This window comes from Shewanella sp. 1180_01 (genome assembly GCF_052850535.1).
Genome location: NZ_VXCT01000004.1, coordinates 102,352 through 124,459, shown reverse-complemented (window position 1 = coordinate 124,459; position 22,108 = coordinate 102,352). Strand labels below are relative to the sequence as shown.

Genomic DNA, 22,108 nt, shown 5'->3' with positions numbered 1-22,108 from the left:
ATTCGCGCCAATTAGCGACCAAACGTATTAAACCCCACTCTTCTTCCTTCTCTCTATTTTCAATGCATTCCCGCGGAAAACCAAAAAGCCTGAACTCAGGTTCAGGCTTTCAGGATCCAAAATGTAAAACTTAACGCTTAAAGCAGACGGCGTATCGAGTTTCTATAAGCGCATTGCCAGCTCAGCGCCTTGGCGGATGGCACGCTTAGCATCAAGCTCTGCCGCGACATCCACGCCGCCAATCAGATGCACAGGCAAGCCCGTCGCTTTCATCTCATCCACTAAGGTGCGATTCGATTCTTGTCCAGCGCAAAGCACAACATTATCAACGGCCAGCACTTCAGCGGTCTCGCCCACGCGAATATGCAGTCCCGCATCATCAAACTTATCGTAACTCACGCCCGTTTTCATCTTCACATCATGTTGCTTAAGCACAAGACGGTGGATCCAGCCGGTGGTTTTACCTAAGCCTTTGCCCATCTTCGACGTTTTACGTTGCAGTAAAAACACCTTACGATGGTCAGTATTGTCGGATTGAGGTTCAGTTAGGCCGCCCGCATGCTGGTAAGTTTTATCTATGCCCCACTGTTGTAGCCATTTATCAGCGTTCAGCGTGCTAGATTGGCGCTCACATAAGTAATGCGCCATATCAAATCCGATACCGCCAGCACCAATCAAGGCCACGGTATTACCGACTGTCACTTCACCCGAGAGCACTTTTTGATAATCGACCACGCGTGGGTCGTCAAAGCCGGGTAAGACTAAATCACGCGGCACAACGCCTGACGCTATCACCACTTCATCAAACTTTTCGGTTGCCAACACGCTGGCATCGAGGCGAGTGTTTAATCTCAGCTCCACCTTATGCAACTTAATTTGGTTGATGAAATAACGGATAGTTTCGTTAAACTCTTCTTTTCCGGGGATTTTACGGGCGAGATTAAACTGACCACCTACCTCGGATTTCGCTTCAAACAAGACAACGTGATGGCCACGCATGGCGGCATAGACAGAGAACGCCATGCCCGCAGGACCTGCGCCCATCACCGCAATACGCTTTTTATTTGCTGTGGGTAAGAAGTTGATTTCAGTCTCATAACAGGCACGAGGATTCACTAAGCAGGTCGCGCGCTTAAGTGCAAAAGTATGGTCAAGACACGCTTGGTTACAGCCAATGCAAGTGTTGATAAGCTCTGGCGTGTTCGCTGCGGCTTTATTCACAAACTCAGGATCAGCAAGGAAAGGCCTTGCCATCGACACCATGTCAGCTTGACCAGAGGCAATGATCTGCTCGCCAATCTCAGGGGTGTTAATGCGGTTAGTGGCAATTAAGGGCACAGAAACTGATTGTTTGAGCTTTTCAGTCACCCACGCAAAGGCTCCGCGGGGCACACTTGTCGCAATGGTCGGTACACGCGCTTCATGCCAACCAATGCCGGTATTCAAAATGGACACGCCAGCTTGCTCTAACCACTGGGCGAGCTGCACCACTTCATCCCAAGTCGAGCCGTTATCCACTAGATCGAGCATAGATAAACGGAAGATAATGATGAAGTCTTTTCCGACCTTTGCCCGTATCGCGTTAACAATCTCAATTGGGAATTGCGCGCGCTTTTCAAACGCGCCGCCCCATTCATCGGTGCGGGTGTTGGTGCGCTCACTGACAAACTGATTGATCAAATAGCCTTCAGAGCCCATGACCTCGACGCCATCGTAACCAGCTTTCTTGGCGAGTGCGGCTGAGCTGGCGTAATCCTTAATAGTCGAGCGCACTTGGCGACTAGACATAGCAGACGGCGTAAAAGGTGTAATAGGTGATTTAATCTTGCTCGGTGCTTGGGAAAAAGGATGATAACCGTAGCGGCCCGCATGCAAAATTTGCATACAGATCTTACCGCCAGCCTCATGCACAGCCTGCGTGACCACGCGATGCTTACCGACTTGCCAAGGAAAACTCAGCTGACAGGCATGGGGCGTAAGGCGGCCACGAAGATTAGGGGAAATACCACCCGTCACAATCAAACCCAAACCGCCCAGAGCGCGTTCTTTGTAGAACGCTGCCAGTTTCTCAAATCCGCCCTTTTCTTCTTCCAAACCTGTGTGCATTGAGCCCATAAGCACGCGGTTTTTGAGCTGGGTAAATCCCAGATCTAAGGGTTCTAATAAATGGGGAAACGACATTCAAACATCCTTTTAAAACAAGTGATTTAAATCAGCATACCTTGAGTCAAATCTAAGCTCAACCGTTGGATCGAGGCCATCAGTCAAAATCCTTTACAATTGTGTTTAGCCTGTAGCGCCATTTTCAGTTAGCATTGGCAGATTGGACTTATAAAGGAGTGGCAGATGTCCGCTAACCCATCGTTTTTCAAGAGAATATGTTTGTTTATTTGGCACACCCTCAACGGGACGCGTAAACTGATCCTCAATCTGATCTTTTTTGGCATCTTAGCCGCCATTATCATCTCCATTGGCAGCAGCGAAGATATCCAAGTAGAAGACAACTCGGCGCTGGTGCTTAATCTGGCCGGCTCGATTGTCGATCAGAAACAACAGGTTGATCCCTTAGAAGCCGCATTCAAGCAAGGCCAAAATGCCAACGCCGATGGGGAAATCCTGCTAGCCGATGTGCTGTATGTGATTGACAATGCCGCGCAAGATCAAAGGATTAGTACCCTAGTACTTGATCTAGCCGATTTGAAACGTGCCGGGATCAGCAAGCTGCAATCTATCGGTGATGCACTTAACCGCTTTAAAGAAAGCGGCAAAAAAGTGGTCGCCATCGGCAATTACTACGAGCAGAATCAATATTTTCTCGCCAGTTTTGCCGATACCATTTACCTTAATCCCCAAGGCGGCGTGTCGCTTGATGGCCTGAGTATGTACAACCAGTACTTCAAATCGGCCTTAGATAAACTCAAAGTTAAAGCGCATATTTTCCGCGTAGGGACTTTTAAATCTGCGGTTGAACCCTACATGCGTGACGATATGTCCGACGCCGCTCGCGAAGCTAGCAGTGCGCTTTTAGCGGATGTATGGCAAAGCTACACCCAGACTGTCGCAGGCAATCGCAATATTGAGCCTAACTCACTGGTACCCGATGCAACCACTTATTTGGCCGAGCTCGATAAAGCCAATGGTGACTCTGCGGCAATGGCCATCAACATGAAATGGGTTGATAGCTTAGCGACCACGGAAGATTTTCGTCAAACCATGCTAGAGACCGTGGGCAAAGCCAGCAGTGGTGACAGTTTCAAGCAAGTGAGTTTTTATGATTATTTAACCTTAGTGACGCCATTGCCAAGCTTTGTTGAGCAAGACAGTGTCGGCATTATTGTCGCAAGCGGTACGATTCTGAACGGCACTCAACCTGCGGGCCAAATTGGCGGCGAAAGCACTGCCGAGCTGCTACGTAAGGCCCGTTTTGATAAACACGTTAAAGCCTTAGTGCTGCGCGTCGATAGCCCTGGCGGTAGCGCCTTTGCCTCGGAGCAAATTCGTCAAGAATTACTGGCACTTAAAGCAGCGGGCAAACCTGTTGTCGTCAGTATGGGCAGTTTAGCCGCATCGGGCGGTTACTGGATTTCGGCCAGTGCCGACTACATCTTCGCAACGCCTACCACGCTTACGGGCTCGATTGGGATCTTCGGCATGATCACCACCTTCGAAGATTCTCTGGCCAGTATAGGCGTGCATACCGATGGCGTATCGACGTCGGAATGGGCGGGATTGTCTGTGACGCGCACGCTGTCACCGCAAGTTGAAGCGATTATCCAACGTCATATTGAACGTGGCTATTTAGACTTTATCTCGCTGGTCGCCAAAGAACGCAAAATGACCATAGAACAAGTCGATAAGATTGCCCAAGGCCGTGTTTGGAGTGGTAAAAAAGCCCTTGAGCTTGGCTTAGTCGATGAACTAGGTGATTTAGATGAGGCGATAGCTAAAGCCGCTAAACTCGCGGATATGACGCTATTTGACACCCGCGTTATCGAACAAGAGCTGACACCCGAGCAACGCTTTATGCAACAGATGTTTGCCTCAGTATCGAGCTACCTGCCCGCCTCACTGAGCCAATCATCGATGTTAGAGCAAATGCTGCAGCAATGGACCAGCAGCTTGAAAACGTTAACCTCTTTTGATGATCCAAATAACGTCTACATCTACTGCGATACTTGCAACATGATGAACTAAATCTGCCGGCGTCTAGGTTGCTACTCACAGCTTCAAGACGATGACAAAGACAAAGCCCGGATCTCCGGGCTTTTTTATTGGGTTTATGTCAGTTAAATCGTATAATTCGGCCACTTGAAGCTAAGAAAACGACAAGAATGACTAAACGATCCATTTATGTTGCCTATACAGGCGGCACCATCGGTATGCAAAAGACCGATAACGGCTTCGTCCCTGTGGCGGGATTCCTAACTCAGTGCGTGCAATCTATGCCTGAGTTTTACCATGAAGAAATGCCGACATTCGTGATCCACGAATACTGCCCGCTTATCGACTCTTCCAATATGGCACCGACCGATTGGCAGATGATCGCCGACGATATACAAGCTAATTACGATAAATACGATGGCTTTGTGATCCTCCATGGCACTGACACCATGGCGTACACGGCTTCGGCGCTGTCGTTTATGCTGCAAGGCTTGTCAAAACCTGTGATAGTGACAGGTTCGCAAATACCCCTCGCCCAGCTGCGCTCAGACGGTCAAACCAATTTATTAAACTCACTCTATATTGCGGCGAATTATCCGGTCGCAGAAGTGTGTCTATTCTTCAACAACAAACTCTTTCGAGGTAATCGCTCGACTAAGGCCCATGCCGACGGTTTCGATGCTTTTGCTTCGCCTAACTTCCCGCTACTGCTTGAAGCTGGGATCAAAATCAATCTGCGCGCAGGCAAGATCACCGTTGCCAACGATACCCCATTGGAAGTGGCGCATATCAGTCCACAACCTGTGGGTGTGGTGACCTTGTATCCAGGGATCTCGACACAGATTTTTGAGAACATTCTGCAGCAGCCAGTTAAAGCCCTCATACTGCTAACATTTGGTGTGGGTAACGCGCCGCAAGATGCTGCCTTACTCAAAACCTTAAGGCAAGCGGATGAGCGTGGCATAGTGCTGGTGAATCTTACCCAATGTTTCCAAGGTAAGGTGAATATGGGCGGCTACGCCACGGGCAATGCACTCGCTAAAGCGGGCGTGATCAGTGGCGCCGATATGACCATAGAAGCGGCCTTGGCAAAACTACATTATTTACTATCGAAAAATTTGCAGCCAGCGGATATAAAAGCGGCCATGTTACAAAACTTGGTCGGTGAATTGAGCATAGATTAAAGATATTGCTTTTTAATCTGTTCGTAGTACTCAATCACTAGCAACAAAAAAGCCCATATAAAATGGGCTTTTTTATTTAAACTCAGATTAAACGACGTCAAATGAGTGCTTGTGTCGGTGCTTTTACAGAGGGCTATTTTTACATTGAAGTTATTTGATACTAAATCAACATTAACGTCACACTAACAGCTAGTCCTAGATCCACGCCTAACATCTTAGCAAACTCAAACCACCTTGAAGTCAGTGAGTAATTTATAAATCCTGCACTTTAAACTCAGCAATCGGCTCACCGCGGAATTGCTTTTTCAGCTCGGCTTTAGACAATTCATTGATTTTACCGTCAGGCGCAATAGTGAAATGCTCAGTTTGCTCAAGCTTGCGAGCTTGATACAACATCACGACCTGCAGGGTCGATTCACGCTGCGCTTCACTTAACACAGTGCCATCTTCCCACTTACCCAGCTCTGCTGCACTACGAAGCCTTTCATAGACTTCAATGGGCATTTGATCGATCACTTGATTAATATCTGTCATACACTTTTCCGCTTATGTAACACGATTCTGACTCGTGTGATGAGATAACCCACAAAACCAAACACAAAGCATATTCCAGCAATATTCGCCCGCATACCTTCGGCAGGTTCACCACCCCAAAACCAAATCACCACACCAGCAATAAACAAGGTCATAGCAACAAAACTCTGATTCATTAAGCTGCTGGACTTTTGAATATGACTAATGCGCGATAAAGACTCATTGTTACCATTGGTGCTCGCTTGACAATGGGGACATGAAGGCGCCTTACTCGACATCCGCTTGCGACACACTGGACATTCAATTAATGCCATATCAGCCTCGCCCTAACGTAATTTATCAACAACGGCGAGCATGGCGATAAGCGATGCTTCACCTAAATAAATACTGCGCTCTGGCGACCAACCCACAAAAGGATCGGCCAGATTGTTATTGTCTTTAAAAGGCATTTCGAGGGTATTGGATAAACACTCGAAGGTCTGAGCGACCCAATTAGACGCAACCGTTAGATTCGCTTGGCCAGGCTCGTCTTTGTCATAGCCAAACTGAGTTTGGAAATCGGCACTGGCTAAGGTTAATGCTTGACTGAAGTCCGCTTGCAGCTGCGCCAGCTTATCATTGTAGGCAGGCACGCCCTCACAACCTGCGAGAAACACATAAGGTAAACCTTCATCACCATGGACATCATAGAACAAGTCGACACCAGTTTGCTGCATCTTGTTGACGACGTGGTACACCTCTGGACTCTTTTCTAAACTCGGCGTTTGCCACTCGCGGTTAAGATTGATCCCAATCGCATTGGTGCGCAGATGGCCTCTGACACTGCCATCGGGATTCATGTTCGGCACTATATAGAAATTGGCTTTGTCGAGCAGCGCTTTCGCTGTTGGACAATCATTATCGAGTAAACGATTCACTAGACCTTCGACTAACCATTCAGCCATGGTTTCGCCCGGATGTTGTCTGGCGGTGATCCAAATATTGCGTTTAGAAGGATCGCCATTCCCTACTTTCATCAGGGTAATATCGCGGCCATCTAAGGTCAGGCCCAAATGCTCTAAATTGACATCTGGGTGTAACTGGGCGCTGCTGAGTAAATCTAAGTGACGCTCATAGCTGTATGGCGCAAAGTAAGCGATTTGAATCGCATCGCAATCCAGCTCTAAGCTAATGCTCAGTTTGCTGTCTTTATACTGTGTAGGAATACGGAACCAATGCTGACGGTCGTAACTGGCTACTGCTTGATAGTCTTCCCATCCCTTGGTATAGGAAGCCGTCCCCGCGTTGATGATATTTAAGGTGTAATGGTTACCCACCTCACCTTCGAATCGAAAATTGAACCATTGATAAAACTCGCCGCCCGCATCGGGACGAATAGCAAGTTGAATATCGTCTTTATTATCAAGATTGACGACTTGGATATTTCCGCCATCAAAGTTGGCACTGATCCGCATAATGATTCCTAATAGGTTGTTAAAACTAAGGGCTGTTAATGGCACGCGACTGATAGCACGCGGCATATTTTATTATATGGCCGATAGGATAAACCAAAACATCCCAAGGGGAAAACGAAAGCCAGTAAATTCAGTCAAGGCAGTTGCAGTCGACCTTTTATTGACCAAGTTTCACGCCAAACATCCGTCAAACTTAGCCGTTAACGAGGTAGTAAACGATGGTGTTAAGCCATAAAACTATAACCTTGGCCTCGCACTGTATTGATTAAGTTACGCGGCAAGCTGATGTTGGCTAATTTACGGCGAGTGTTACTAATGTGCATATCAAGATTGCGGTCAAATCGGCCCAGATCTTTTTGTAATACTGAGCGCTGCAACTCTTGTTTCGTGATGACTTGACCTTTTCTTTCAAACAGATATTTAAATAATTTAAATTCGGTTTGAGTCAAATCTACATACCGTGTGCCAATGGTGATCCTATAACTCATATCATCAAAGTTAATCACTTTCGCCGCCACAGTCGCTATTTGCGGCGATTGAGATTGACGAGAACAAAGACGCCGCTCTAAAGCACGTAAGCGAACAAATAGCTCTTTGATGCTAAATGGTTTACTCAAAAAATCATCGGCCCCCAATTCATAACCTGTGATGCGATCGTCTTCATTATCCCGTGCTGATATCATCAATACCGGCGTTGAGCATTCCCGCGCTTTTAACAGCTCAAAACCATTCATTTGTGGCATGACTAAATCAAGCACTATGATGTCAGGTGCAAAGCTTTCAATGCATGCCAAACCATCAAAACCATTTACTGCACATGCAACTTCATGCCCTTGTGTGCCCAAGGCATCGGCCAACCACACACTAAACAAGGGATCATCATCGACTAAGAGTATTTTACTCATCCTTAAAACCCAAACGAGAATCTATATCATTTATATTACCATGCGAATCGAGATGACTCTAGACCTATTACATTCGTTAAGAAGTGTGATGTTGAAAACTGTGAACAAAATACGAAATTTAGGGAAAATTAAACGAAAATTGGCTATTTAAAAGTGATGAGTTAAATGATGGTTAACCACTCAAAAATCTGTGTCTGGTTCCATTTCGCAATAAAAAAGCGCCCTAAGGCGCTTTTTAAACACTAAGAGTATTAACTTAGCTTAGAACTTAACCGTTACACCACCGTAAATAGTACGGCCAATGGTGTCGTACACTTCAGGAACTGTACCTGCATCACTACCGTTAGTAACGTATAGAGGCTTCTCGTCAGTAAAGTTCTTAACACCTAAGCTAACTGTGGTGCTGTCATTTACGTGATAAGTCCCTGAAATATTGTGATACAGAATAGAATCAACACCTCTTACCGCAGCAAATGGTTCATCATTCACATCATAGTCAGTGTAATTATCATTCATAGAACGGATATAGCGGTTGAAGTACATTACACTCCAATCATCTTGACCCGCAGAAATGCTGAAGTTGTTACGAACACGAGAGTAAGCACCGAAGTTCCCATCGATAGTGCCAGTATAGTTTTCACCATCTTGCTCATAATTGATGAGATATGTGGTGTCATTGCTGACTTTCCAGTCTAACCCAAACAATGCAAAGCTATAAGCTAAGTTGAAATCAATACCACTAGTATCCTGTGATCCAACGTTTGTTAATGCGCTCGTTAAATTAAACAAATCACCATCGGCAGTAATATTGAATGTGCTACATGCTTCAGCATCACCTTTATGACAAGCATCTAAACCGACTTGAACATCTGCACGAGCAATAGCATCAGTTACTTTGAAACGCCAGTAGTCTAAAGTCAGAGACATGCCATCGATATAGCTTGGTGAGTAAACTAAACCAGCAGTATATGATTCAGATTCTTCAGGTTTTAGATCTTTATCTGATGTGCGGTTAACTAGAATCTGTCCTGTTTGTTCATTCAGAGGTAACCAAGGGTTAGTTAAATAATCAAAGGAACCTGAATTACCACCATATAATTCAGCAACACTTGGCGCACGGAAGCCTGTAGCAGCAACGGTACGCAACATAAGTTCATCAGATGCTACATAAGTCAAACCAATTTTCCACGTTGTAGCTTTACCAAATGTTGAGTAATCATCTAAACGCAGTGCAAATTCACCGGTTAATTTCTCGGTAAAAGGCACACTCACTTCTTGGAAGATAGAGATAACGTTATAGTTACCACTTGTTGGATCTTGCTGAGCAGCAGTACTATCACCAGCGACAACTACTGGATCAGGATTAAAAAAACCACTCTCACGGCGGTATTCAGCGCCGATTGCAAAACCCACTGCGCCTGCACTTAAATCGAAAAGTTCACCATTCAAACCTGCAGACAAAGTTTGTTGTTCATTGCCGCCAGTTGATTTCTCGTCATAAGAAACGTCCTTCATCTCATTCGTCAGTGGAGAACCTTCAAACCACGCATATGGGTCTGCATAAATAGAAGCAGCCATTAATGTTGCGTTAATTGAGTTATCAACACCAGTTTTAGCCTCGTTCTTACCAAATGTGTAGTCCACATTCCAGTTCATACCAGTATGAACATCCAAAGAACCCGCTAATCCACCAGATAAACGCCAAGTATCAGTATCTTGGCTGTAAACACGAGGTCCAACATCATTCATACGTCTGTTATATTGCACTTGTCCGCGAGCGTCAGCTTTAATCCCTGCATCAACCATGCTTTGGTCAAGATTAAGGCAACCAGCAGTTGGATCTGTCACTCTTGGGTCGCCACAAACATTTAATTTGATTTGCGCAGGCTGTGCCGCAAGCTGTTGGTTTGAACGACGATTGGTATAGATAGCATCCGCGGTTAGTACCACATCATTACCTAACTCTTGTGTCATATTTGCAAATAAGCTACGGCGTTCGCTTGGCGTTTGGAAGTAAACGTCATTCGAATAATCATAACCTGTGGCTCTGTTAACCCAATTACCATTTGCATCAATAACCTTCTGGTTTAATGCACCAGTTGGAATAATTGAACTCGTATTATCGAGTGGGTCATACCAATCTCGATCACCTTGGATAACACCACGACGGTCAGCATAAGCAGCACCAAAGGTGTAGTTACCACCCTCTGTGTTGAAACCATATAATGTACTTACATCACCACTCTCACCGTCACCTTTATCAGTGCCACTGCCGTTAAAATCGAGCTGAAAACCTTCAAAGTCTTTCTTAGTGATAATGTTCACAACACCGGCAATGGCATCTGAACCATAAACCGCTGAAGCGCCATCTTTCAGAATTTCAACACGTGCGATCATAGCCACAGGGATTGAGTTCAAATCCACTGCACTATCAGCACCAGAACCTGAGTTCACCATACGGCGACCGTTCAGTAATACAAGCGTGCGCTGTGACCCCATGCCACGTAAATCAACTTGCGCGACGCCATCTGCACCGTTGTTAGTGCTTGAACCCACGGCTGCACCCGCCATAGATGTTTGTACTTGTAGCATTTGGTCAACAGAAGTAAAACCTTCCGCTTTAATCGCAGCAGCATCAATAACGGTCACAGGAGAAGCTGTTTCCATATCTTGGCGCTGAATGCGTGAACCCGTGACTTCAATACGTTCAACTTTTGCTTTTTCTTCCGCTGCAAATGCGCTTGACGTTACAAATGCACCAGAAGTGATAGATGCAACGATAGCTAAGTTAATAGCCGACGCTACTTTGGTTCTTTTGATCATGTATGAATGCTCCCTAGATCTTACTATTATTTTTATGCTTACAGCTTGTACAACTATTGATGTACTAGTGTTGCACTCGATACTGAGGATTCACTTTAACTCCGTCAACACTCAAAATATTAACCAATTAAAAATTAGTGTTAATAAATATGAGTTAACTTGTTTTATTTGATGGTTTTTATTTTCGATAAAACTTAAGTGGTATAATTTATCAGAAGTTAAGTCTTAATGATGACAATTAATAAGTGATTAGCACTGTTAATGAGTTACTTTTATGAAACATTCTTAGCGTGCAAAAGTGTGATAGAGATCACACTTAACATGTGCAACGAGAGCTTTTGGTTGGAATGAAACACTGATTAACCACCACTTAAACTGCATAAAAAAGGTTGTAAGTAACTAGTGAAAAGCCAGAATAATTAAGATAATCTCACTAAATCAGCATGTAACAACAGATACAATCAGCATCAATTGTGTTATTTATGCATAGTGAGTAAGGTCGCCAATAAAATTCCAACAATAACGTTACAAATTATTCAGCACGCTAAACCTAGCGAAGAGTAACTGTAGCGACTATTATTTTGAGGATTTAATGGCCTAAATCAAATTTGTTAAATTAAGTTAATCTCAGAGAAAAAAATCAATCTAAATAGTGAAAAACTCAGGATTACGCTCAATAAATACACTATATAGATATATTTGTTAATAAATATAGGCGAACACTAATTGGCTATAAATATATAGATTTCTATATAAAAGCTATTAACAATATCTAAATAGTGAGCTATAAAAGCCGTTAAACTTTTGAGTGTTGATACAACTTAATAATGAGGTGTGAGTAGCTATCAACTCATAAAAGCCCCTACATTTAACGCCAGATTAAACATCATTCGATTTGCTAAAGTGCGCTTTTACTTCACCCAAATTGTACGCAAAGGTAAATTTCACCCATAAAAAAGCGACCACTTAGGTCGCCTTTCATTATCGGTATTATCAAGCAGATGGCTATTCGGGTTTGATCAACTCAAAATGCTGGTATGCCCGTGCGGTTGCAATTCGGCCGCGGGGCGTACGTTGGATAAACCCTTGTTGGATCAAGAAAGGTTCTAACACATCTTCGATGGTTTCACGTTCTTCACCTATGGCCGCGGCTAAGTTATCCAGCCCAACGGGTCCGCCCATAAACTTGTCGATAATAGCCAGTAATAGCTTGCGGTCCATATAATCGAAACCTTCACTATCCACATCTAATAAGTCTAAAGCGTGTTCGGCCACAAACTTGGTGACTGCGCCATCATGCTTCACCTGCGCGTAATCCCGCACGCGGCGCAGCAATCGGTTGGCTATTCGCGGTGTGCCGCGTGAACGGCGCGCAATTTCAAATGCACCTTCGGCATCAATATCCAGTTCCATTACCTGCGCCGAACGCGTGACTATGGTGCTTAAATCTTTGATGTTATAGAACTCAAGCCGCAACGGGATCCCAAAACGCGCCCGCAGTGGTGAGGTTAACGCCCCTGCCCGTGTTGTAGCACCCACTAGAGTGAACGGCGGTAAATCAAGCTTGATAGAACGCGCCGCAGGTCCTTCACCTATCATGATATCCAGCTGATAATCTTCCATAGCAGGATACAAAATCTCTTCTACCACAGGGCTTAATCTGTGGATTTCATCGATGAATAACACATCACCGGATTCAAGATTGGTCAGAAGCGCGGCGAGATCCCCCGCTTTTTCAAGCACAGGGCCCGAGGTGGACTTAATGTTCACTCCCATCTCGTTTGCCACAATCATAGCCAAGGTGGTTTTACCCAATCCTGGCGGGCCGTAGATCAACATATGGTCTAAGGCTTCATTACGATTCTTCGCCGCTTGAATAAACACCTTAAGCTGCGCCCGCGTGTCATCTTGGCCCGTGTATTCATCGAGCATTTTAGGGCGCATTGCCCTGTCGATGGATTCATCTTGAGCTTGGATCTGCGGCTGGATGAGTCTGTCTGCCTCAATCATTGTTCTTCCTTCTCGCAGCTTTCATCTTAATTATCATCATTATTCAATTAAAGCATCGACTTAAGGGCAGCTTTGATCAGTGTCTCTGAATCCATGCCCTCTTTGTAGGCTGCAGAAACTGATTTACTCGCCTGCGGCGGTTTATAACCCAGCGAAATCAAAGCTGAAATGGCATCTTCTTCGGCGCTATTAACTGTCGGCGCGAGTGAGTAATTAGATTGCAGTACGAACTCGCGCTCTGAACCTGCGGAGGCTTCCATCAAGCTCTTGAGCTTATCGCGCATTTCTACCAGTAACCGCTCGGCGGTTTTCTTGCCAACACCCGGTAATTTCACTAAGGTCACTATGTCATCACGCTCAACACAACCGACAAACTCACCTGCAGTCATACCAGATAAAATGGTCAGTGCAAGCTTGGGACCTACACCATTGGTCTTGATCAGTAAGCGAAATAACGCCCTTTCCTGCTTAGTGATAAAACCATAGAGAAGCTGTGCATCTTCACGTACCACAAAGTGGGTGTAGACCATAGTTTCATGATTAACTTCAGGCAGCTCATAAAAGCTAGTAAGCGGCATCTGCAACTCGTAACCCACACCATTAACATCGATCAAAATTTCTGGTGCTTGTTTCTCAACGAGCACGCCCCGTAAACGACCTATCATCTGTACCGTCCGTATGTTCTTGCCGTTGCCCGGCCACTCAATGCAATTAAACTCTGGCTAGTGTGATAATGACACACAGCAACACCGAGTGCATCTGCGGCGTCAGCTTGTGGGGCTGCGGGTAATTTAAGTAGTTGTTGGATCATGTGCTGTACTTGGGCTTTCTGTGCTCGCCCCGTACCAACGACTGCACTTTTAATTTGAGTCGCACTGTATTCCGCCACAGGTAGATTGGCGACCGTGGCGGCGACAATGGCCGCGCCGCGTGCTTGGCCTAACTTGAGCGCAGAATCGGCATTTTTTGCCATAAACACCCGTTCAATCGCAAATTCGTCCGGTTGATACTGACGAATAATTTCAGTGATCCCATCAAAAATTTGCTTGAGCCTACCAGGAAGCTCTTCAGACGAAGTGCGAATACAGCCACTGCCGAGGTAAATCTGATGCCGTCCCTGACATTGGATCACCCCGTAGCCTGTGATCCGTGAACCTGGGTCAACACCTAAAATAATTGCCATTTAATGCCTTATATGGGATCTGAATGTTCGTCTCAGTTCCTGGATTAGCGAGTGTTCTAGGTTAGCGTGTGCGAGCTGAAATTGGTCAAGATTGACGCCCAAATCCAGCTCACAGTCAATCTAACCTAGGCTTGCCATCACGTCATCGGAGATTTCCGCATTATGATACACTTCTTGCACATCGTCATGATCTTCAAGGGTATCGATAAGGCGCATAAATTTTTCGGCGGTGTCTAGATCAAGCTCAGCTTTCGTCGAGGCTATCATAGCGATTTCAGCGTTATCTGCCACAAAACTCGCTTTATCGAGCGCATCTTTCACAATATAGAAATCAACGGGATCGGTGAAGACGTCCATCGCGCCATCATCATAGCTGACGATATCTTCCGCACCCGCTTCAAGCGCCGCTTCCATCAATGCATCTTCATCGGTTCCCGGCGCATAGGATAACACCCCACGCTTAGTGAACAGATAAGAAACCGACCCATCCGTGCCTAAGTTACCGCCCGATTTACTAAATGCATTGCGCACACCGCTCACAGTCCGATTACGATTGTCCGTCATGGTTTCGACCATCACAGCGGTGCCGCCTGGGCCATAACCTTCATAGAGAATGGTTTCGAGTTGCTGACCTTCCAACTCACCGGCGCCGCGTTTAATCGCGCGCTCAACCGTATCGCGGGTCATATTGCCGCCAAGTGCTTTATCAATGGCGACACGTAATCGTGGATTTGAATCGGGATCTGAACCGCCTTCACGGGCTGCGACGGTTAATTCGCGAATGAATTTAGTAAAGAGTTTACCGCGTTTAGCATCTTGAGCCGCTTTACGGTGCTTAATGTTGGCCCATTTACTGTGACCTGCCATGGGAAGTCTCCTTAACTGAGGTGTCATCGCATAGCTTATCAAGAGCCGAGGTGTAATGGATTGAATAACGGCTATTTAGAATTGAACTAACAGATATTGATAAGCAAAGAAATGACGGTTCACTAAAACAGACCGAGGCTTGCGCCTCGGTCTTCGGTACGACTAAAAATAACTGATAAGGACTAATGCTAATAGACTAACGCCAATCGACTAATGCCAATCGCCTTTCACAAAACGAGTTACACAACGTCGACTTGAATAAGGTCGATTTGCATAAGATCAATTTACAAAAGTCCTTCTTACGAAAGATCAGTCTTCCGTTTTAACGGCTTTCTCAACCACGGCAATGCCAAGTTCAGCTAACTGCTGTGGATTAGCAAATCCAGGTGCGTTAGTCAGCGGGCAAGCGGCAGTAGTCGTTTTCGGAAACGCCATCACATCGCGTATTGAGCTTGCGCCCGTCATCAGCATGATGATGCGGTCTAAACCAAACGCTAAACCTGCATGTGGCGGAGTACCGTAACGCAGCGCTTCTAACAGGAAGCCGAACTTCTCTTTAGCTTCTTCGTCGGTAATACCCAGAATACGGAATACCGCAGACTGCATTTCTTGGTTGTGGATACGCACTGAACCACCGCCTAATTCGCAGCCGTTTAATACCATATCGTAAGCATCAGAAACGCGATTGGCTGGGTTAGCTTCAAGTTCTGCTGCGGTTACGCCACGCGGTGCGGTAAATGGATGGTGAACCGCGTGGAAGCTGCCGTTGATCTTCTCAAACATCGGGAAGTCAACCACCCACAGTGGACGCCATTGACCTTCAAGTAAATCAAAGTCTTCGCCCGCTTTAAGACGCAGTGCGCCCATGGATTCGGCAACCACAGTCGCTTGATCAGCACCAAACAGGATAATGTCGCCAGTTTGTGCGCCAGTGCGGCTCACGATTTCATTGACTATGCTTTCGTTTAAGAATTTCAGCACAGGTGATTGAATGCCTTCTAAGCCAAGGCTTAGGTCATTAATCTTCATCCACGCTAAGCCTTTAGCGCCATATATGCTAACAAACTTAGTGTAATCATCGATTTGCTTACGAGACAGTGCAGCGCCGCCTGGAATACGCAGTGCGGCAACACGACCTTCTTCATCGTTAGCAGGGCCTGAGAATACCGCAAATTCCACTTCTTTGAGTAAATCGGCAATGTCCACCAGCTCTAAAGGGTTACGTAAATCGGGCTTATCGGAACCGAAACGACGCATCGCTTCGTTGTAGGTCATGCGTGGGAACTCGCCCAGATCGACGTTCAGCATTTCAAGGAACAGACCGCGCATCATCTCTTCGGTTTTCGCCATCACTTGCTCAGAGCTCATGAAAGACGTTTCGATATCGATTTGGGTAAATTCTGGCTGACGGTCGGCACGTAAATCTTCATCACGGAAGCATTTTACGATTTGATAGTAACGATCAAAGCCTGACATCATCAGCAACTGTTTAAACAGCTGTGGCGATTGTGGCAAGGCAAAGAACTGACCTTTATAAGTACGGCTTGGTACTAAATAATCGCGGGCACCTTCTGGGGTTGCCTTAGTCAGGATCGGTGTTTCTATGTCTAAGAAACCGTTTGAGTCGAGGAAACGACGCACAGAACTGGTCACTTTAGCGCGGAAAATTAATCGCTGCGCCATTTCTGGACGACGTAAATCTAAGTAACGATATTTAAGACGTTGCTCTTCGCTGTTGTTCTGGTAGTTATCCATGCTCAATGGCAGTGGATCGGCAGCGTTGATTATAGTCAAGGCTTGGCCTAAGACTTCAATTTCACCCGTCTTCATTTGACCATTGACTTGGCTGTCAGGACGGGCGCGAACTAGGCCTTTAACCTGAACGCAAAATTCGGCGCGCAGCGTGCTGGCGACATTGAACACCTCAGGTAAGTCTGGATCATAGACCACTTGGATCAGACCTTCTCTGTCTCTTAAATCTAAAAAGACAACGCCACCCAAATCACGGCTACGATTAACCCAACCTACCAAGGTAACTTCTTGCCCAACGTGAGACTTATTGACGTCTCCACAATAATGACTGCGCATCTAACTCTATCCTTTATCCGGAAACCGGTGCTTTGGAAATAATCAAAACGAGATAAAAGCGGCATTATAGTAAAATAATGCCGATTACCAAAGTACTTCACACTTAGGCGGTGAAGTATCAAACAGTTTTACGCCCTTGACTAGAGGCGAACGCACTATCTGAGCATGAGCGTTCAAAAAAACATCAAGCTGAGCGATAACAACGCCCGCCGCAACTTTTTGCTTGGTACATCAGTTGATCGGCTTTTTTCAATAAGCCTATCGCGGTATCACCATCGCGGGGGTAAATCACCACACCCATACTGACCGCTATGCTGACACTGACGCCTTGAATAAGCAAAGGGCTCGACAGTGCCTGTAGAATATTATCAGCAACTTGGGTTGCAGCATCGAGATCTTGCACACGATTTAGCAGGATAACAAACTCATCGCCGCCAAATCGCGCCACGGTATCTGAGCCACGGATAACTTTGGTTAACTTTTGGGCGACCTGTACCAGCAATTCATCGCCAATGGGATGACCGTGTTGATCATTGATTTGTTTAAACCCATCCAGATCGATAAATAGCAAGGCAAAATGCGCTTGCTCGCGCTGATGGGACAATAAAGCTTGGGCTAATCTGTCATCAAGCAAGGCGCGGTTCGGTAACTGAGTCAAAGCATCGTGGTTCGCCACATGCTGCAAACGTTTTTCAGCGACGAGTCGCTGGGTGATCTCACGATTTAAGCGGCGATTCACTAACAACACGGCCACCATCACTGAGCACAAGATTATCACGCCAAATACGATATAACGCAGCCATTGCAGATATTTAGCGCTCTCTGTCGCGACAGAAAATGACACCCAACGCGCATAAATTTGCTGCTGATGCTGAGCATCAATCAAGACTAAGGCTTTGTTAATCAGTGGCACCAGCGGCGCAAACTGAGGATAAACACCAATATGGCTATGCTGATCGGCAAGATCACTCAGCAGCGACATTTTCAGCGTCGGGTAGTGGCTGGTTTTAAGTTCGGAGGCCAACGTCACCACTTTATCGATAAACACATCCGCATTGCCATTCGTCACCGCCGCCAATCCCGCCTGCGTATTTGGCACTATCACTAACTTGAGCGAAGGTTCCAGACTCATCAATTGCGCCACCAAATGATAGCCCTCGACCACAGCTACCCTTTGTCCTGCGAGCTGGGCGATATTGAATACCGAGACTTGCTCCAATTGCGACACTAATGCCCACGGCGATGGCCAATATGCCTCACTAAACGCTAAACGCTGCTGGCGCTCTGCCGTTTGGGCGACACTGCCGGCTAAACTTACCTCACCCTTTTGCAGTGCGTCGATTAACGAATGCCAATCATCAAAGGCAACGGGCGTGAGCTTAAGTTTGAGCTGTTCCTTGAGTAATTTGACGATATCGCTGTTTATCCCCGCAAACTCGCCCTGCTCATCCATAAACTCCATCGGCGGCCACTGCTTTAAATAACCCACTTTAAGCTCACCTACACTTTCCACATAGGCCTGTTCTGCAGGGCTTAGGCTGACGTGGCGCTCAGCTTGGGTAAAAACATGATCTTTGGGATTAAGCATCCATTTATTTTCAATATCGGCAAACTCTTGATTGCTAATACTTTTAAATCCATTGGCGATCCGCTGCGTCAGACCAGGATCATCACTGCGAGTCAGCACATAAATGTTGGTGCTAAATTCGAGATCGGGGTACTGGCTAAAGTCAGACCAGCCTTTATTGAGCAGTAAATAATGGGATGTCCATGCACCCGAAGCCACAAAGCCGACAATCTCGCCCGATCTTGCGCCCGCGACCATGGCATCCATATTATCGTAATAGCGCAGTGCCACTTGGGGTAAGGCTTTACGTAACTCAACCAGATAAGGCGCCGTCGGCACCACACCAATACGTTTACCCTTTAAGCTGTCTAAATCGGTCAACTGCTGCTGAAAGAGAAACAAGCGGCTCTTAACCGTATATAAGTGCCAAGCCCGATTAAGCCCAGTTTTGACATCATCACTCTCTGGATAACCAATGTGCGCATCGGCAAGACCTCGGCGCACGTCATCCACACTGGAGTTCATATCGCCAGAAATAAAATCAACGGCGATACCGGTCTTCTCGGACCACAATTGCCACATGTCCACATACAAGCCATGGGGTAAACCATCAACACCTAAGTCCACAAAAGGCTCGGCGCCCAGTTGCATGGAAATAACAATCCCAGCTTGTTGACGTTGGTAGCCAAGCCATCGTCGCTCTGTTTGTTGGATAAAGTGCGGGTCGAGCGCGGTGAAACCTTTATTGATCCTGTCAACTAAATCAAGATTGCCCTTTTTCACTGCAGGAACAAATTGCATCGCCTTAATTTGGATTCGCGCCGTATTGGGATAATTCGCAGCAACCTCTTGGGATGAAGCGGGATCTTTCAAATAACCTTCTAGGCCCGCAAACACCATAATCTCACCAGCGGCGACCCCAGCGAGTAATTTCTCACGACTTTCGTAGCGTTTAAACACGAGTTGCGGTTCGATACGGTGCAATTCCGCCTCGTGGGATGAAGCCGCCACCACACCAATTTGAAAGGGAATGAGTTCTTTAATGGACTTTTTACCCTGCAGGGATTTATGCAGATACAAAAAGGTGCCGACATCGGCGATGGGCTCAGCAAAGTCGAACTCTTGCTCACGCTCTGGGGTTTTCCCCATGCCGATATGCACTTGCGCCTTACCTTGCCGCAGTTGATCAAGGGATTCGTGCCAGTGGCGCGCCACAAGAACCACTTGGGTATGGCTTTGTTTCGCCCACTCTTTCCATAAATCGACCAGTAGTCCGGTCGGCTCGCCGTCGTTGTCGACATATTGATAAGGAAAGCTATCTTCCCCCATCACCACAATTAATGGCTCGTCGGGCAATGGACTTGCCTGCCCTGTCATACTCAAAACACAGCTGCACAAGATCACAATTAAGTGGATCACAAACTTCAAGTTGAGCCCTTAGTACTTGATGTACATGTAACGATTTTGTTATCTATGGCGTATTAGACAAAAATTTATCGCAAATTACCAGTATGAGACTTGCTGCTAATCGCTCGGATTCGTTAAAATGCTGGGTTGAATTCCCATGAAAAATCTCAGATGAACGTTTCTCAAGACACTATCTACGCTCAAGCGAGCGAGCATATTAGCGATTTCCAGTTTGATAACCGTGTAGCAGGCGTGTTCAGTGACATGATCCGCCGCTCCGTGCCTGGATATACGCAAATTATCAATACCATAGGCGATTTTGCAGATCGTTTCGTCATGCCAAATACTCAAATTTACGATTTGGGTTGCTCACTCGGCGCCGCGACCTTAAGTATTCGTCGCCAAATCCAAGGCCGTCAATGCCGCATTATCGCCGTGGATAACAGTGAATCTATGGTTGCACGCTGCCAAGAGAACCTGAATGCCTATGTCAGCGATACGGACGTCGATCTGGTTTGCGGAGATATTCGCGATATCGATATTCAAAATGCCTCACTGGTGGTACTCAATTTTACCTTGCAATTTTTACCACCAGAAGACAGAGAAACCCTAATAGCCAAGATTTATCAAGGTCTAAACCCTGGCGGGATTTTAGTGCTATCTGAAAAAATTCGCTTCGAAGATGCCCCGATCCAAACCCTATTGGAAGAACAGCATTTAGACTTTAAACGCGCTAATGGTTACAGCGAACTTGAGATCAGCCAAAAACGCAGTGCGCTGGAAAATGTCATGAAGCCTGACACCTTAACCACGCATCAACAACGCCTAACCAGCCAAGGCTTCAGTCACTTTAGTCTCTGGTTTCAATGCTTTAATTTTGCTTCTATGGTGGCCATCAAGTGATCAGCTTTAGCTCGTTTTACCAACAAATCGCCGATTCAAATCTACAACACTGGCTCGAAACCCTGCCGAGCATTTTAGGCAAGTGGCAACGGGATCATAAACACGGCAACTTGCCAAAGTGGGAAAAAGTGCTCAACAAGCTGCACTATCCTGCACCCGACCAAGTGGATTTTGTCGATAGCGTGACCGTCGGTAGCGGCGAGCAACTTAGCTCTGGCGAAAAAGAGAAGCTAGAGAACCTACTGCGCCTGTTTATGCCATGGCGTAAAGGCCCCTTCCACATTCATGGCATCCATATCGATACCGAATGGCGCAGTGACTGGAAATGGGATCGCGTGAAGCAGCATATTTCACCACTGAAAAACCGTACTGTGCTCGATGTCGGTTGCGGCAGTGGTTATCACATGTGGCGCATGTTGGGCTCAGGTGCCAAACGTGTCGTCGGTATCGACCCTTCGCCGTTGTTTTTATGTCAATTTGAGGCGGTAAAACGGTTAGCGGGCACACATCACCCTGTGCACCTGTTGCCTCTTGGCATTGAAGAGTTGCCACCGCTTGATGCATTCGACACCGTTTTCTCCATGGGCGTTTTGTATCACAGACGTTCGCCTATCGATCACTTGTTACAACTGCGTGATCAGTTGCGCACCGGTGGTGAACTAGTGTTAGAAACATTAGTGATAGATGGCGACGAAAACGCCGTACTCGTGCCTCAAGATAGATATGGCAAAATGAATAATGTATGGTTCATTCCGTCCGTTGCCGCGCTGATGCTCTGGTTAAAGAAGTGTGATTTCACCGACATACGTTGTGTCGATACCGATGTCACTGCCCTTGCAGAGCAACGCCGTACCGATTGGATGCGCAACGAGTCACTGGTTGAGTACTTGGATCCTAACGACATCACCAAAACGGTTGAAGGTTATCCTGCGCCCAAACGCGCCACGATTATCGCGGTGAAGAACCAGCCTAATCAGGATTTAATCAGTTGATCTAATATAAGATTTACCGCTAACAGGAAG

Annotated in this window: 16 protein-coding genes; 4 read left to right on the top strand and 12 right to left on the bottom strand. The window is 46.3% G+C overall.

Features of this window, described 5'->3' with window-relative positions:
• Positions 1-162: 162 nt before the first annotated feature.
• Positions 163-2,181 (bottom strand): oxidoreductase, encoded by a 2,019-nt coding sequence (locus FW758_RS04450; RefSeq protein ID WP_446444746.1) that lies wholly within the window; start codon positions 2,179-2,181, stop codon positions 163-165.
• 165 nt (positions 2,182-2,346) lie between these two features.
• Here FW758_RS04450 and sppA point away from each other — a divergent pair, with 165 nt between their 5' ends.
• Positions 2,347-4,194, top strand: coding sequence for a signal peptide peptidase SppA (gene sppA, locus FW758_RS04445; RefSeq protein WP_012587585.1), 1,848 nt, complete (start codon positions 2,347-2,349; stop codon positions 4,192-4,194).
• A gap of 137 nt (positions 4,195-4,331) precedes the next feature.
• Complete coding sequence (ansA, locus tag FW758_RS04440; protein ID WP_126491866.1) at positions 4,332-5,345, top strand: asparaginase; 1,014 nt, start codon at positions 4,332-4,334, stop codon at positions 5,343-5,345.
• A 252-nt stretch (positions 5,346-5,597) separates the two neighbouring features.
• Here the strand turns inward: ansA and FW758_RS04435 are convergent, their stop codons facing one another.
• The 11 genes from FW758_RS04435 to FW758_RS04385 all read right to left on the bottom strand — a co-directional run bounded on the left by FW758_RS04435 (position 5,598) and on the right by FW758_RS04385 (position 20,204).
• Positions 5,598-5,879 carry a YeaC family protein gene (locus FW758_RS04435; RefSeq protein WP_006081736.1) on the bottom strand — a complete coding sequence of 94 codons (282 nt, stop codon included), beginning with the start codon at positions 5,877-5,879 and terminating at the stop codon, positions 5,598-5,600.
• The gene (locus tag FW758_RS04430; protein WP_446444745.1) at positions 5,876-6,193 is read right to left on the bottom strand and encodes a zinc ribbon domain-containing protein; all 318 of its coding nucleotides are present in this window, start codon (positions 6,191-6,193) and stop codon (positions 5,876-5,878) included. Before FW758_RS04430 ends, FW758_RS04435 begins: the two co-directional genes overlap by 4 nt.
• A 12-nt stretch (positions 6,194-6,205) precedes the next feature.
• A complete protein-coding gene (locus FW758_RS04425) occupies positions 6,206-7,333 on the bottom strand; it encodes a M14 family metallopeptidase (RefSeq protein ID WP_446444744.1) in 1,128 nt (375 codons plus the stop codon).
• Between the two features lie 224 nt (positions 7,334-7,557).
• Positions 7,558-8,238 carry a response regulator transcription factor gene (locus tag FW758_RS04420; RefSeq protein ID WP_446444743.1) on the bottom strand — a complete coding sequence of 227 codons (681 nt, stop codon included), beginning with the start codon at positions 8,236-8,238 and terminating at the stop codon, positions 7,558-7,560.
• A 261-nt stretch (positions 8,239-8,499) separates the two neighbouring features.
• Positions 8,500-11,061 carry a TonB-dependent receptor plug domain-containing protein gene (locus FW758_RS04415; RefSeq protein ID WP_446444742.1) on the bottom strand — a complete coding sequence of 854 codons (2,562 nt, stop codon included), beginning with the start codon at positions 11,059-11,061 and terminating at the stop codon, positions 8,500-8,502.
• Between the two features lie 1,005 nt (positions 11,062-12,066).
• Positions 12,067-13,071: a Holliday junction branch migration DNA helicase RuvB gene (ruvB, locus tag FW758_RS04410; RefSeq protein ID WP_006081741.1), complete on the bottom strand. Its 1,005-nt coding sequence runs from the start codon at positions 13,069-13,071 to the stop codon at positions 12,067-12,069.
• 47 nt (positions 13,072-13,118) lie between these two features.
• Positions 13,119-13,736: a Holliday junction branch migration protein RuvA gene (gene ruvA, locus FW758_RS04405; RefSeq protein ID WP_446444741.1), complete on the bottom strand. Its 618-nt coding sequence runs from the start codon at positions 13,734-13,736 to the stop codon at positions 13,119-13,121.
• Positions 13,733-14,254, bottom strand: a complete 522-nt coding sequence (gene ruvC / locus FW758_RS04400; RefSeq protein ID WP_006081743.1) for a crossover junction endodeoxyribonuclease RuvC — start codon at positions 14,252-14,254, stop codon at positions 13,733-13,735. The genes ruvA and ruvC overlap by 4 nt, the downstream gene beginning before the upstream one ends.
• A 120-nt stretch (positions 14,255-14,374) precedes the next feature.
• Positions 14,375-15,121, bottom strand: a complete 747-nt coding sequence (locus FW758_RS04395; RefSeq protein ID WP_446444740.1) for a YebC/PmpR family DNA-binding transcriptional regulator — start codon at positions 15,119-15,121, stop codon at positions 14,375-14,377.
• 309 nt (positions 15,122-15,430) lie between these two features.
• Positions 15,431-17,209 carry an aspartate--tRNA ligase gene (gene aspS / locus FW758_RS04390; protein ID WP_446444739.1) on the bottom strand — a complete coding sequence of 593 codons (1,779 nt, stop codon included), beginning with the start codon at positions 17,207-17,209 and terminating at the stop codon, positions 15,431-15,433.
• Positions 17,210-17,393: 184 nt separating this feature from the next.
• Complete coding sequence (locus FW758_RS04385) at positions 17,394-20,204, bottom strand: transporter substrate-binding domain-containing protein (protein WP_446444738.1); 2,811 nt, start codon at positions 20,202-20,204, stop codon at positions 17,394-17,396.
• 150 nt (positions 20,205-20,354) lie between these two features.
• Between FW758_RS04385 and cmoA the strand changes: the two genes are divergently transcribed.
• Entirely contained in the window at positions 20,355-21,086 is a 732-nt protein-coding gene (cmoA, locus tag FW758_RS04380) for a carboxy-S-adenosyl-L-methionine synthase CmoA (RefSeq protein ID WP_006081747.1), read from the top strand.
• The gene (gene cmoB, locus FW758_RS04375) at positions 21,083-22,078 is read left to right on the top strand and encodes a tRNA 5-methoxyuridine(34)/uridine 5-oxyacetic acid(34) synthase CmoB (RefSeq protein WP_446444737.1); all 996 of its coding nucleotides are present in this window, start codon (positions 21,083-21,085) and stop codon (positions 22,076-22,078) included. Before cmoA ends, cmoB begins: the two co-directional genes overlap by 4 nt.
• Positions 22,079-22,108: the final 30 nt, after the last annotated feature.

Bases quoted from the DNA above. Each gene is read 5' to 3' on its own strand.
- ruvC (WP_006081743.1), bottom strand. From the start codon at position 14,254: ATGGCAATTATTTTAGGTGTTGACCCAGGTTCACGGATCACAGGCTAC.
- ansA (WP_126491866.1), top strand. From the start codon at position 4,332: ATGACTAAACGATCCATTTATGTTGCCTATACAGGCGGCACCATCGGT.
- sppA (WP_012587585.1), top strand. From the start codon at position 2,347: ATGTCCGCTAACCCATCGTTTTTCAAGAGAATATGTTTGTTTATTTGG.
- FW758_RS04395 (WP_446444740.1), bottom strand. From the start codon at position 15,121: ATGGCAGGTCACAGTAAATGGGCCAACATTAAGCACCGTAAAGCGGCT.
- FW758_RS04435 (WP_006081736.1), bottom strand. From the start codon at position 5,879: ATGACAGATATTAATCAAGTGATCGATCAAATGCCCATTGAAGTCTAT.
- ruvA (WP_446444741.1), bottom strand. From the start codon at position 13,736: ATGATAGGTCGTTTACGGGGCGTGCTCGTTGAGAAACAAGCACCAGAA.
- aspS (WP_446444739.1), bottom strand. From the start codon at position 17,209: ATGCGCAGTCATTATTGTGGAGACGTCAATAAGTCTCACGTTGGGCAA.
- FW758_RS04415 (WP_446444742.1), bottom strand. From the start codon at position 11,061: ATGATCAAAAGAACCAAAGTAGCGTCGGCTATTAACTTAGCTATCGTT.
- cmoA (WP_006081747.1), top strand. From the start codon at position 20,355: ATGAACGTTTCTCAAGACACTATCTACGCTCAAGCGAGCGAGCATATT.
- FW758_RS04450 (WP_446444746.1), bottom strand. From the start codon at position 2,181: ATGTCGTTTCCCCATTTATTAGAACCCTTAGATCTGGGATTTACCCAG.
- ruvB (WP_006081741.1), bottom strand. From the start codon at position 13,071: ATGATTGAGGCAGACAGACTCATCCAGCCGCAGATCCAAGCTCAAGAT.
- FW758_RS04420 (WP_446444743.1), bottom strand. From the start codon at position 8,238: ATGAGTAAAATACTCTTAGTCGATGATGATCCCTTGTTTAGTGTGTGG.
- FW758_RS04430 (WP_446444745.1), bottom strand. From the start codon at position 6,193: ATGGCATTAATTGAATGTCCAGTGTGTCGCAAGCGGATGTCGAGTAAG.
- FW758_RS04425 (WP_446444744.1), bottom strand. From the start codon at position 7,333: ATGCGGATCAGTGCCAACTTTGATGGCGGAAATATCCAAGTCGTCAAT.